Raw genomic sequence first — 11,378 nt, 5'->3', positions numbered from 1 at the left:
CGCCGAGCAGGCGATCACCCGATTGGCCAACGTGACCGCCACCGGGGCGGTCGCGGACAGGCCGGCGGCCGCGGCCGCCGCGACCGCCGGCCAGTCCATGCACCAGATGGCCAGCACCCGGGATGCCACTCCGACGTCACCCAGCCCGCGCCCGGGCGGTCACCCGTCGTCCCGCACACACGCCGCTGACCTGCAGCCGCACCCGGCTGATCCGGCCGAGGCCGGGGCGGCGAGCCGGGGTGATCTCGTAGCCGCAGACCCGGGCCTCCAGCCGCGTGGGCGCCCCCTGCCAGTCACCGTCGGTGACCAGCACGGTGCACCCCTTGTTGCGGGCCCGCGCCACCACCGCCCGCGCCCGGGTGTGCGGCACCCGGCGCCCGCCCAGGCCGAGGACCACCAGGTCCATGCCGTCGACGAGCACCGCGGCCACCTCCACCGGATCGGTTCCGGGATCCGGTATCACCGCGACCCGGCTCAGATCCGCCCCCATCTCCGCGGCGGCCAGCAGCCCGATGTCCGGCTGGCCGACGATCGCCACGTTGCCGCCCGCCGCCGTCACCGCGGCCACCACGCCCAGCAGCAACGACCGGGCACCCGAGAGCACCGCCACCGTCCCGCGCGGCAGCGGCGCCGGCAGCGACTCCGCCAGCCACCGCGGCAACGCCAGCCGGGACTCCGATTCCGGGAGCAGGTCGTCGGCGCAGGGGGCCGGTCGGGACGCGGGCCCCGGCGTCCTCCCGGTGATCACGGCCATCCGCCGGCGCAGCGATTCCAGCTGCTCGGCGCGAGTTTCCGGCCGGTGATCGGGGGCGAAAGCCGCAGTCATGACAACCTCCTACCACCGCTCTCGCACGACTATTTTCGAAAGTATGTTCGACTGATTGCGAGTAAACACCCGCCCTCCGACAACCGTCAAGAAACGCAAGGGGCGGCTTTATGCGATCGATATGGATGGGGCCAAAGGGGCGATTTTGGCGTTCGGAGGCGGTGCGGACGGCGGCGCGCCTTCGCGAGACATAAGCCATTGCGACCCCCGCCGGCGTGTCGGCGCAACTGGTTATGTGTCGCGGACGAGCGGCACCCAAGCGGCACGCAGCGCCCAAGGCGGGCGCGCCGAACCTACTCCCACTCGATGGTGCCGGGGGGTTTGCTGGTGATGTCCAGCACCACGCGGTTGACCTCGGGCACCTCGTTGGTGATGCGGGTCGAGATGCGCTCCAGCACCTCGTAGGGCACCCGGGTCCAGTCGGCGGTCATGGCGTCCTCGCTGGACACCGGCCGCAGCACGATCGGGTGCCCATAGGTGCGGTTGTCGCCCTGTACGCCGACCGAGCGGACGTCGGCCAGCAGCACCACCGGGCACTGCCAGATCAAGTTGTCCAGGCCGGCGGCGGTGAGCTCCTCGCGCGCGATCAAGTCGGCGCGGCGCAGCGTCTCCAACCGCTGCGCGGTGACCTCACCGACGATCCGGATGCCCAGACCTGGGCCCGGGAAGGGTTGGCGCGCAACGATTTCCTCCGGCAGGCCAAGCTCACGCCCGACGGCGCGCACCTCGTCCTTGAACAGCAACCGCAGGGGCTCGACGAGCTTGAACTTCAGGTCGTCGGGCAGGCCGCCGACGTTGTGGTGGCTCTTGATGTTGGCGGTCCCGCTGCCCCCGCCGGATTCCACCACGTCGGGATACAGCGTGCCCTGCACCAGGAAATCCACCTCAGATCCGGTGGCGCTCAAGATGTCCCGGACCGCGCCCTCGAAGGCCCGGATGAACTGGCGGCCGATGATCTTGCGCTTGCCCTCGGGGTTGGTCACCCCCGACAGGGCCTTCAGGAAGGTGTCCGCGGCGTCGACGGTGACCAGGTTGGCGCCGGTGGCGGCCACGAAGTCGCGCTGCACCTGTTCGCGCTCGCCGGCGCGCAGCAGCCCGTGGTCGACGAAGACACAGGTCAGCCGGTCGCCGATGGCGCGCTGCACCAGCGCGGCGGCCACCGCCGAGTCCACACCGCCGGACAGCCCGCAGATCGCGTGGCCATCGCCGATCTGTTCGCGCACCTGCTCCACCAGCGCGCCGGCGATGTTGGCCGGTGTCCACTCCGCGCCCAGCCCGGCGAACTCGTGCAGGAATCGGCTGAGCACCTGCTGCCCGTGCGGGGTGTGCATGACCTCGGGGTGATACTGCACCCCGGCCAGCCGGCGGCTCCGGTTCTCGAAGGCGGCCACCACCGCGCCCGGGCTGCTGGCGACCACGTCGAATCCGTCCGGCGCGGCCGTGACCGCGTCACCGTGGCTCATCCACACCGGCTGGGCGGTCGGCAGCCCCGAATGAAGTTCGCCGCCAACCACTTTCAGCTCGGTGCGGCCGTACTCGCTGGTGCCCGTGTGGGCGACGGTCCCGCCCAGGGCCTGGGCCATGGCCTGGAATCCGTAGCAGATGCCGAACACGGGCACCCCGAGGTCGAACACCGCCGGGTCGAGTTGGGGGGCGCCTTCTTCGTAGACACTGGACGGCCCCCCGGAGAGCACCAGCGCCGCCGGCTGCCGGGCCTTGATCTCCTCGATCGAGGCGGTGTGCGGGATGACCTCGGAGAAGACCCGCGCCTCCCGGACGCGCCGGGCGATCAGCTGCGCATACTGTGCGCCGAAATCGACGACCAACACGGGCCGCGGCGAGGGTGTTTCCACGGCAGCCAGCTTAGTGGGGGTCCATCCCCGCCCCGGTCGGGCCGCCATTGCCCGGCGTCACGTCAAGTGGGTCGGTTGCGCGAGGGAATCGGCCAAAGAATTTCTTGGTTGGAAGAGACACCTCTGCATCGGACGGGAGCAGCCCATGAGCGAGCACACTGCGATAGGCCGGGGCGGCGTCGTCGCGCCTCGGAGCCTGAGTACGGTTTCGGGCGAAACGGTGCCGGTTCCGGATCCCGGCCGACTCGTCCATCTGCAATTTCGGCGTTTCGCCGGATGTCCCATCTGCAACCTTCACCTGCAGTCGATCGTGCGCCGGCACGACGAGATCGCCGCGGCCGGTATCCGCGAGGTCGTCGTGTTCCACTCGACCGATCAGGAGTTGCGTGACTACGTCGGCGACCTGCCGTTCGCGGTGATCGGCGATCCCACCAAGGCGCTCTACGCGGAATTTGGCGTCGGTTCATCCCCGCGCTCGGTGCTGCGTCCCGGAGCGTTCACCCCGGCGGTGCTGGGCGCGGGGATGCGTCAGGGCCTGCGCAACACGAATCTGCATCCCACCGGCGGCCACCTCGGCCTGCCCGCCGACTTCCTGATCGCCCCGGACGGCCGGGTGCTGGCGGACAAGCACGGTCGCCACGCCAACGACCAATGGTCGGTCGACGAGCTGCTCGCTCAGGCCTACAGCGCGAACGCGTGACGCACCGCGTCGACGGACGCCGGGTCGCCCGTCACGGTGATACGCCGCAGCGCCGCCGCGCGCTTGGCCTCGCTCGCGCCCAGGCGGGCGGTCACCAGATCCGCCGCGCCGGCGGTGATCGTCACCGCAGGTTCACCGCGACCACCGGCCAGGCGGCCCTGGGTCACCGCGAAGTCGAACCGCCGGCCGTCGATCTCGGCCCGGCACGTCGCCTCCAACCCGCCCGCCTCGCCAGAGTCGAAGCCGAGCAGAATGCCGGCCAAAAACCCGTTGAGCGGTGACACCGCGCCATCCCCGACCGGGTCCAACCGGTCCAGACCGAACAGCGCGACGCTCCTCAAGACGGGCAACGCCCGCTGCCAGCCCATGTCGCTGAGGGTGTAGACGGTCCGTCCGATCGGGGCGGGCAGGTCGGCCCGATCGACGAGCCCCGCGTCTTGCAGTTCTTTGAGCCGCTCGGCCAGCAGATTCGTTGCGATGCCGGGCAACTCGGCGCGCAGGTCGCCGTAGCGGCGGGAGCCGCCGACCAGCTCGCGCAGGATGAGCAGCGTCCAGCGCTCGCCCAGGACGTCGAGACCGAGCGCTATCGGGCAGTTCTGGTTGTAGGTCCTGCGGGTCGCCACCAGGCCAGCCTAGCAGCGGCAGACATGATTTTCTATCATTCGCTTGATTTATTTGTCTATAAACTTTAGCGTCTTGTTCATGCGTACCGAGCCCCTCCTACGGAACCGCCCCATCGCCGCACTGGCCGTCATCTGCCTCGGTGTCTTCGTCATCAGCGTCGACGCCACCATCGTCAACGTCGCGCTGCCGACCCTGTCCCGCGAACTCGGCGCCGACACCGCCCAGCTGCAATGGATCGTCGACGCCTACACCCTGGTGATGTCCGGGCTGTTGCTCTCCGCGGGGAGCCTCAGCGACCGCTTCGGCAGGCGGGGCTGGTTGAACTCCGGGCTGGCGCTGTTCGCCGTAACCTCCGCCGTTGCGGCGCATACCGATTCGGCCGCCCAGTTGATCGCGGCCCGCGCCGCCATGGGAGTGGGCGCGGCCGTGATATTCCCGACCACGCTGGGCCTGATCACCAACATCTTCACCGAGGCGGCGGACCGGGCCAAGGCGATCGGCCTGTGGGCGGCGATGGTCGGCGTCGGGGTCGCCGTCGGGCCGATCAGCGGCGGCTGGCTGCTCGAACACTTCTGGTGGGGCTCGGTCTTCATGGTGAACATCCCGATCGCCGCGCTGGCCATCGCCGGCGGCGTCCTGTTCGTGCCGACCTCGCGCGACCCGGCGGCGCCGCGCCTCGACATTCCCGGCCTGATCCTGTCCGCGGCCGGCATCACGACGCTGGTCTACACGGTCATCGAGGCGCCCACCTCGGGATGGACCAACGGGCGGACCACGATCGGCTTTGCCTCGGCTGCAACGGTTCTGGCCGCCTTCGCGCTATGGGAGCGGCACAGCACCCACCCGATGCTGGACGTCTCGGTGTTCGGAAACCGCCGGTTCTCCGGCGGTAGCCTGGCCGTGACCGCGGGCTTCCTGACGTTGTTCGGCTTCATCTTCGTCATCACCCAGTACTTCCAATTCGTCAAGGACTACACCGCTTTTCAGAGCGGGGTGCGGCTGCTGCCGGTCGCCGCCTCCATCGCGTTGGCCAGCATCGCGGGACCCCGGCTGGTGGAACGGGCGGGCACCACCGCGGTCGTCGCCGCCGGACTCACCGTCTTCGCCACCGGGCTGGCGTGGGCGTCCACCGCCGACGCCGCCACGCCGTACACCCAGATCGCCACGCAGATGCTGCTGCTCGGCGGCGGCCTCGGCCTGACCGTCTCGCCGGCCACCGAGGCGATCATGGGGTCGTTGTCCGCCGACAAGGCCGGGGTGGGCTCGGCCGTCAACGACACCACGCGCGAACTCGGGGGCACCCTCGGCGTCGCCATCGCCGGCAGCATCTTCGCGTCGGTGTACTCGGGACACCTGGGGGCGGAGGCGCTGACCGGGCTGCCCGCCGACGCCATGCGCCATTCAATGGCGCTGGCGCACAGGGTGATCCAGCAGCTGCCGGCGCAACGCGCGGGTGCCGTCCGTGCCGCGGTCGACCGCGCGTTCCTGGACGGCCTCCAGGTGAGCTCGCTGGTCTGCGCCGCCATCGCGCTCGGCGCCGCGATCGTCGTCGGCTGGTTGTTGCCGGCACGTCAAACCGAAAGGGCAATCGCATGAGCACGAGCACATACGTCCTCGGCCACGCCGACGTGGAGGTGCGGCGGCTCATCCTGCAGGGCCGGTTGTACAACGACTACACCGAGCACGCGCTTCGGCTCGCCGGACTGCGCCCGGGCATGCGGGTGGTCTCCCCATCGCGGCCGGCGTCCTCGTCATGATGCCCCCGCTGATCACGGCCTGGACGGAGATCCACCGATGAACGACACCATCCAGAGGCAGTACTCGACCGGCCTGTCCCGGCCCAACATCGAACGGGCGCTGATCGCCGCGGGTAAAGACCTCGGGAGCCTGGCGCCCGCCGACCTGGCCATGGTGGAGGACTTTCACACCATGGGCCGCGTCGCCACCAGCCGGCTGGTGGAACTCGCCCGCGTCAGCGGCGAAAGCCGGGTGCTCGACGCGGGCAGCGGGATCGGCGGCACCGCCCGCTACGTCGCCGACCGGTGCGGCTGCACCGTGGCGGCCGTCGACCTCACCGACGAGTACTGCGAGACCAGCCGTTGGCTCAACGGCCTGGTCGGGCTCGGCGACCGGATATCCGTGCGGCGGGCCGACGTCACCGCACTGCCCTTCGCCGATGGCGCGTTCGACGTCGTGATCAGCCAGCACGTGCAGATGAACGTCGCCGACAAGGCGCGCCTGTACTCCGAGGTGCGCCGGGTGCTGGCGGCCGGAGGACGGATTGCGTTGTGGGACATCGCTATTGGGGATGGCGGCACGCTGGGGTATCCGCTGCCGTGGGCCGACGAACCCGATCGCAGCCACCTGGTCACCCCCGGCGAGTTGCGCGCCGTCATCGAGTCCGCCGGGTTCGCCGTCGAGCACTGGGACGACCTGACCGGGCAGGCGGCCGAGTTCATGCGGGCGCTGCTGGCCCGGCCGGCCGACCCGCTCGGCCTGCACGCCTTCGTCACCGACTTCGACCGGAAGGTCGAGAACCTGACCGCCGCCCTGGCGGACGGGCGCCTGCGAGCCGTCCAGGGGGTCGCCGCGGCCACGCACGGGTGAACGTTTGGCGACAGACATGTCTGCGTGGTGGAGTGGGTATCGCTGCACTAGTCCGTCAAGACCAGGAAGCGAGGTCCACCATGCTGGGTCTGCCCGAGAAGGTGCATGCCTGCCTGTTCGACCTCGACGGTGTGCTCACCGACACGGCCAGCGTGCACACCAAGGCCTGGAAGGCCATGTTCGACGACTACCTGTCCGACCGGGCCAAGCGCACCGGGGAGAAATTCGTCCCCTTCGACGCGGCGGCCGACTACCGCACCTATGTGGACGGCAAGAAGCGCGAGGACGGGGTCCGGTCGTTTCTGGCCAGCCGCGGGATCGACCTGCCCGACGGCAGCCCCGACGACCCGGACGACGCCGAGACGGTCTACGGCCTGGGCAACCGCAAGAACGACATGTTCCAGCGCGTCCTGCGCCAGGACGGCGTCGAGGTCTTCGAGGGATCGCGCAAATACCTGGAGGCGGTCGCGGCGGCCGGTCTGGGCATCGCCGTGGTGTCCTCGAGCGCCAACACCCGCGACGTCCTCGAGATCACCGGTCTGGACCGGTTCATCCAGCAGCGGGTGGACGGTGTCACGCTGCGCGATGAGCACATCGCCGGCAAGCCGGCGCCGGACTCCTACCTGCGGGGGGCCGAGTTGCTCGGCGTGGGCGCCGACGCCGCGGCCGTGTTCGAGGACGCCATCTCCGGGGTGCAGGCCGGCCATGCCGGTAACTTCGGTTACGTGGTGGGCGTCGACCGGGTGGGCCAGGCCGACGATCTGCGCCGCAACGGCGCCGACGTGGTGGTCACCGACCTCGCCGAGCTGCTGCAGTCATGATCGACGACGAAGCCTTCCCCGTCGATCCCTGGCATGTGAGTGAAACGAAGCTCGACCTGAACCTGTTGGCCCAGTCCGAATCCCTGTTCACCCTGTCCAACGGGCACATCGGGCTGCGCGGCAACCTCGACGAGGGCGAGCCCTACGGCCTGCCCGGCACCTACCTGAACTCCTTCTACGAGATCCGGCCGCTGCCCTACGCCGAGGCCGGCTACGGCTACCCCGAGGCCGGGCAGACGATCGTCGACGTCACCAACGGCAAGATCATCCGCCTGCTGGTCGAGGACGAGCCGTTCGACGTCCGCTACGGCGAATTGCTCTCGCACGAGCGGACTCTGGACCTGCGCGCCGGAACGATGACGCGGCGCGCGCACTGGCGCTCCCCCGCGGGCAAGGAGATCAAGCTGGTGTCCACCCGGCTGGTGTCGCTGGCCCAGCGCGGTGTGGCCGCCATCGAATACGTCGTGGAGGCGGTCGGCGATTTCGTCCGCGTGACGGTGCAGTCCGAACTGGTCACCAACGAGGACCAGCCGCAGACCTCGGGCGACCCGCGGGTGTCGGCCATCCTGGAGAACCCGCTGGTGGCCGTCGACCACGAAAACACCGACACCGGAGCGCTTCTCATGCACCGCACCCGCAGCAGCGCCCTGATGATGTCGGCCGCGATGGACCACGAGATCGACGTCCCCGGCCGCGTCGAGTGCAGCACCGACGCCCGCGAAGACCTGGCGCGCACCACCGTGATCTGCGGGCTGCGCGCCGGGCAGAAACTGCGCCTCGTCAAGTACCTGGCGTACGGCTGGTCGAGCATGCGCTCGCGCCCGGCGCTGCGCGACCAGGCGGCGGCCGCCATCCACAGCGCCCGCTACAGCGGGTGGCAGGGGCTGCTGAATTCGCAGCGGGCGTACCTGGACGACTTCTGGGACAGCGCGGACGTCGAGGTCGAGGGCGACCCCGAATCCCAGCAGGCGGTGCGGTTCGGGCTCTTTCACCTGCTGCAGGCCAGCGCGCGCCGAGCGGCGCGCGATCCCGGCCAAGGGGCTCACCGGAACCGGCTACGACGGCCACGCCTTCTGGGACACCGAGGGTTACGTGCTGCCGGTGCTCACCTACACCGCGCCGCACGCGGTGGCCGACGCGCTGCGGTGGCGGGCGTCCACCCTGGACCTGGCCAAGGAACGGGCGGCCGAACTGGGCCTCGAGGGCGCCAGCTTCCCGTGGCGGACCATCCGCGGGCAGGAGTGTTCGGCCTACTGGCCGGCCGGCACCGCGGCCTGGCACATCAACGCCGACATCGCCATGGCCTTCGAGCGGTACCGCATCGTCACCGGCGACGAGGAACTCGAAAAGCAGTGCGGCCTCGGGGTTCTCGTCGAGACCGCCCGGCTCTGGCTCTCCCTCGGCCATCACGACCGGCACGGCGTCTGGCACCTGGACGGCGTCACCGGTCCCGACGAGTACACGGCGATCGTGCGCGACAACGTCTTCACCAATCTGATGGCCGCGCACAACCTGCGCACCGCCGCCGACGCCTGCAACCGCCACCCCGAGGCGGCCGAGGCGATGGGCGTCACCACCGAGGAGACCGCCTCCTGGCGCGACGCGGCCGACGCGGCCAACATCCCCTACGACGCCGGCCTGGGGGTGCACCAGCAGTGCGACGGGTTCACCACCCTCGCCGAGTGGGACTTCGAGAAGAACACGACCTACCCGCTGCTGCTGCACGAGGCCTACGTCCGGCTCTATCCCGCCCAGGTGATCAAGCAGGCGGACCTGGTGCTGGCGATGCAGTGGCAGAGCCACGCGTTCACGCCGGAACAGAAGGCGCGCAACGTGGATTACTACGAGCGGCGCATGGTGCGCGACTCGTCGCTGTCCGCCTGCACCCAGGCGGTGATGTGCGCCGAGGTGGGCCACCTGGAGCTGGCGCACGACTACGCCTACGAGGCAGGGCTGATCGACCTGCGCGACCTGCACCACAACACCCGCGACGGCTTGCACATGGCGTCGCTCGCCGGCGCCTGGACGGCGCTGGTGGGCGGCTTCGGCGGCCTGCGCGACGACGAGGGCATCCTCTCGCTGGATCCCGCGCTGCCCGATGGCATCTCGCGGCTGCGGTTCCGGCTCCGGTGGCGCGATTTCCGGCTGACCGTCGACGTCAACCACTCCGACGTCACCTACACCGTGCGCGACGGACCGGGCGGCCAGCTCACCATCCGGCACGCCGGCGACGAGGTGACGCTGAGCACCGACGCGCCGAAAACCATCGCGGTGCGCGGCCGCAAGCCGCTGCTGTCGACCCCGCAGCAACCGCCGGGCCGCGAGCCGCTACACCGCCGGGCGTTGGCCCGGAAGAAGTGAGCATCAGCCGGGGTTGAGAATCCGCGCCACCTCGGCCCGCGCGGCCTCGCGGATGTCGTCGTCCGTCAGCTCGTCGAGCCCGGTCGCCGTGCGCAGGATCGGCGCGAAGAGTCGCCAACCGAATTGCAGCGCAAGGGCGTTGGCGACGGCCAGGCGCGCCTTGATCTCGTTGTCGTGAAGCGGCAGCACCCAGTCGAGCAGCGCCGCGATGGTGGGAAAGCGCGTCTGCAGCTGTCCCGCCGGATACCCGTCGAGCACGGTGCGGGCCATGACGCGCATCTGCCGGTCGAGGGCGCGGTCCAGCACGTCGGCGGGCGGCTCGGAGCTGATCAGGGCGCTCAGGTCGGCGCCCAGATGATCGAGCACGGCGCCGACGAGCTTGTCCTTCGTGCCGAAGTGACGAAACACCAGGCCGTGGTTGACGTTGGACCGGGCGGCGATGTCGCGGATCGACGTCGCGGCGGGCCCGCGCTCCGCGAACAGGTCGGTGGCGGCCTCCAGGATCGCCGCGGCGACCTCCGCCCGCCCGGTGGGCATGTTGGCGCGACCCCTTGCGGAAGATGTAGTCATACGACTACAGTACTCGATGTAGTCAGTTGACTACGCCCCTTGACACTAGGATTGATGACAATGACTGGTCAGATAACCGTCACCAAGCTCGGCAGCCGCATCGGCGCGCGGGTGGACGGGGTGCGCCTCGGGGGCGACCTCGACCCGGCCGCGGTCGACAAGATCCGCCGCGCACTGCTGGCCCACAAGGTGATCTTCTTCCGCCACCAGCACCACCTCGACGACCAGCAGCAGCTGGCGTTCGCGGGCCGGCTGGGCACACCCGTCGGCCACCCGGCCGCCGAACTGCTGGCCGCCAAGAACGCGCCGGTGATCACGCCGATCAACTCCGAATACGGCAAGGCGAACCGCTGGCACACCGACGTCACCTTCGTCGCGAACTACCCGGCCGCCTCGATCCTGCGGGCGGTCACCCTGCCGCGCTACGGCGGGACAACGCTGTGGACCAACACCGCCGCCGCCTACGAGGCACTGCCCGATGCGCTCAAGGGCCTGGTCGAGAACCTGTGGGCCCTGCACAGCAACCGCTACGACTACGTGACCGAGGAATCGGTGCGGGCGATGAGCGACGCCCAGCGGACGTTCCGCCAGGTCTTCGAAAAGCCGGACTTCCGGACGGAACACCCGGTGGTGCGGGTGCACCCCGAGACCGGCGAGCGCGCGCTGTTGTTGGGAGATTTCGTGCGCGGCTTCGTCGGCCTGGACAGCTACGAGTCAAGCGTGCTGCTGGAACTGTTGCAGCGACGAATCACGGTGCCCGAGAACACCATTCGCTGGAGCTGGGCGCCGGGTGACGTCGCCATCTGGGACAACCGCGCCACCCAGCACCGGGCCATCGACGACTACGACGACCAGCCCCGGCTGATGCACCGCGTCACGCTGATGGGCGACGTGCCCGTCGACGTGCACGGCGAGCGCAGCCGGGTGGTCAGCGGCGCCCCGCTCGAGGCGATCGCAAGCTAGGCGTAGCCCAGCGCCGCGGGTCGCCGACCGACCAACCAGCGAGGCGATCGCGA

At 70.1% G+C, this 11,378-nt stretch carries 10 protein-coding genes and 1 pseudogene; 7 read left to right on the top strand and 4 right to left on the bottom strand.

Annotated elements, in window-relative coordinates; genetic code table 11:
- Nucleotides 1-136 precede the first annotated feature (136 nt).
- Together HMPREF0591_RS07920 and guaA are read right to left on the bottom strand one after the other, a co-directional pair.
- Entirely contained in the window at nt 137-826 is a 690-nt protein-coding gene (locus HMPREF0591_RS07920) for a hypothetical protein (RefSeq protein ID WP_007167952.1), read from the bottom strand.
- A 293-nt stretch (nt 827-1,119) separates the two neighbouring features.
- Entirely contained in the window at nt 1,120-2,727 is a 1,608-nt protein-coding gene (guaA, locus tag HMPREF0591_RS07915; protein WP_208857736.1) for a glutamine-hydrolyzing GMP synthase, read from the bottom strand.
- Nucleotides 2,728-2,824: 97 nt separating this feature from the next.
- Here guaA and HMPREF0591_RS07910 point away from each other — a divergent pair, with 97 nt between their 5' ends.
- Nucleotides 2,825-3,379, top strand: coding sequence for a peroxiredoxin-like family protein (locus HMPREF0591_RS07910; protein ID WP_007167950.1), 555 nt, complete (start codon nt 2,825-2,827; stop codon nt 3,377-3,379).
- Here HMPREF0591_RS07910 and HMPREF0591_RS07905 read toward each other — a convergent pair.
- A complete protein-coding gene (locus tag HMPREF0591_RS07905) occupies nt 3,361-4,002 on the bottom strand; it encodes a winged helix-turn-helix transcriptional regulator (RefSeq protein WP_007167949.1) in 642 nt (213 codons plus the stop codon). The genes HMPREF0591_RS07910 and HMPREF0591_RS07905 overlap by 19 nt on opposite strands.
- 79 nt (nt 4,003-4,081) lie before the next feature.
- Between HMPREF0591_RS07905 and HMPREF0591_RS07900 the strand changes: the two genes are divergently transcribed.
- From HMPREF0591_RS07900 to HMPREF0591_RS07885, 5 genes and pseudogenes are all read left to right on the top strand, one after another.
- A complete protein-coding gene (locus tag HMPREF0591_RS07900) occupies nt 4,082-5,599 on the top strand; it encodes a DHA2 family efflux MFS transporter permease subunit (RefSeq protein ID WP_040621394.1) in 1,518 nt (505 codons plus the stop codon).
- The gene (locus tag HMPREF0591_RS32210; protein WP_007167947.1) at nt 5,596-5,760 is read left to right on the top strand and encodes a hypothetical protein; all 165 of its coding nucleotides are present in this window, start codon (nt 5,596-5,598) and stop codon (nt 5,758-5,760) included. Before HMPREF0591_RS07900 ends, HMPREF0591_RS32210 begins: the two co-directional genes overlap by 4 nt.
- 37 nt (nt 5,761-5,797) lie before the next feature.
- The gene (locus HMPREF0591_RS07895; RefSeq protein ID WP_007167946.1) at nt 5,798-6,610 is read left to right on the top strand and encodes a class I SAM-dependent methyltransferase; all 813 of its coding nucleotides are present in this window, start codon (nt 5,798-5,800) and stop codon (nt 6,608-6,610) included.
- Between the two features lie 80 nt (nt 6,611-6,690).
- Nucleotides 6,691-7,431 (top strand): beta-phosphoglucomutase family hydrolase, encoded by a 741-nt coding sequence (locus HMPREF0591_RS07890; protein WP_007167945.1) that lies wholly within the window; start codon nt 6,691-6,693, stop codon nt 7,429-7,431.
- Nucleotides 7,428-9,792, top strand: a pseudogene (locus HMPREF0591_RS07885) (glycoside hydrolase family 65 protein). Before HMPREF0591_RS07890 ends, HMPREF0591_RS07885 begins: the two are co-directional and overlap by 4 nt.
- A gap of 3 nt (nt 9,793-9,795) precedes the next feature.
- On the opposite strand, the gene HMPREF0591_RS07880 reads toward HMPREF0591_RS07885, so the two are convergent.
- Nucleotides 9,796-10,362 carry a TetR/AcrR family transcriptional regulator gene (locus HMPREF0591_RS07880; RefSeq protein WP_040621391.1) on the bottom strand — a complete coding sequence of 189 codons (567 nt, stop codon included), beginning with the start codon at nt 10,360-10,362 and terminating at the stop codon, nt 9,796-9,798.
- Nucleotides 10,363-10,422: 60 nt separating this feature from the next.
- On the opposite strand from HMPREF0591_RS07880, the gene HMPREF0591_RS07875 reads away from it, so the two are divergent.
- The gene (locus HMPREF0591_RS07875) at nt 10,423-11,325 is read left to right on the top strand and encodes a TauD/TfdA dioxygenase family protein (RefSeq protein ID WP_040621390.1); all 903 of its coding nucleotides are present in this window, start codon (nt 10,423-10,425) and stop codon (nt 11,323-11,325) included.
- The last annotated feature ends 53 nt before the right edge of the window (nt 11,326-11,378 follow it).

It is taken from the genome of Mycobacterium parascrofulaceum ATCC BAA-614 (assembly GCF_000164135.1).
Classification (GTDB): Bacteria; Actinomycetota; Actinomycetes; order Mycobacteriales; family Mycobacteriaceae; genus Mycobacterium; species Mycobacterium parascrofulaceum.
The sequence above is the reverse complement of the archived record's forward strand: the minus strand, read 5'-3'. Positions and strand labels throughout refer to the sequence as shown.

Excerpts from the sequence above, each read along its gene's own strand:
- HMPREF0591_RS07895 (WP_007167946.1), top strand. The coding sequence starts at position 5,798 with ATGAACGACACCATCCAGAGGCAGTACTCGACCGGCCTGTCCCGGCCC.
- HMPREF0591_RS07910 (WP_007167950.1), top strand. The coding sequence starts at position 2,825 with ATGAGCGAGCACACTGCGATAGGCCGGGGCGGCGTCGTCGCGCCTCGG.
- HMPREF0591_RS07900 (WP_040621394.1), top strand. The coding sequence starts at position 4,082 with ATGCGTACCGAGCCCCTCCTACGGAACCGCCCCATCGCCGCACTGGCC.
- HMPREF0591_RS07920 (WP_007167952.1), bottom strand. The coding sequence starts at position 826 with ATGACTGCGGCTTTCGCCCCCGATCACCGGCCGGAAACTCGCGCCGAG.
- HMPREF0591_RS07890 (WP_007167945.1), top strand. The coding sequence starts at position 6,691 with ATGCTGGGTCTGCCCGAGAAGGTGCATGCCTGCCTGTTCGACCTCGAC.
- HMPREF0591_RS07880 (WP_040621391.1), bottom strand. The coding sequence starts at position 10,362 with ATGACTACATCTTCCGCAAGGGGTCGCGCCAACATGCCCACCGGGCGG.
- guaA (WP_208857736.1), bottom strand. The coding sequence starts at position 2,727 with ATGGCGGCCCGACCGGGGCGGGGATGGACCCCCACTAAGCTGGCTGCC.
- HMPREF0591_RS32210 (WP_007167947.1), top strand. The coding sequence starts at position 5,596 with ATGAGCACGAGCACATACGTCCTCGGCCACGCCGACGTGGAGGTGCGG.
- HMPREF0591_RS07875 (WP_040621390.1), top strand. The coding sequence starts at position 10,423 with ATGACTGGTCAGATAACCGTCACCAAGCTCGGCAGCCGCATCGGCGCG.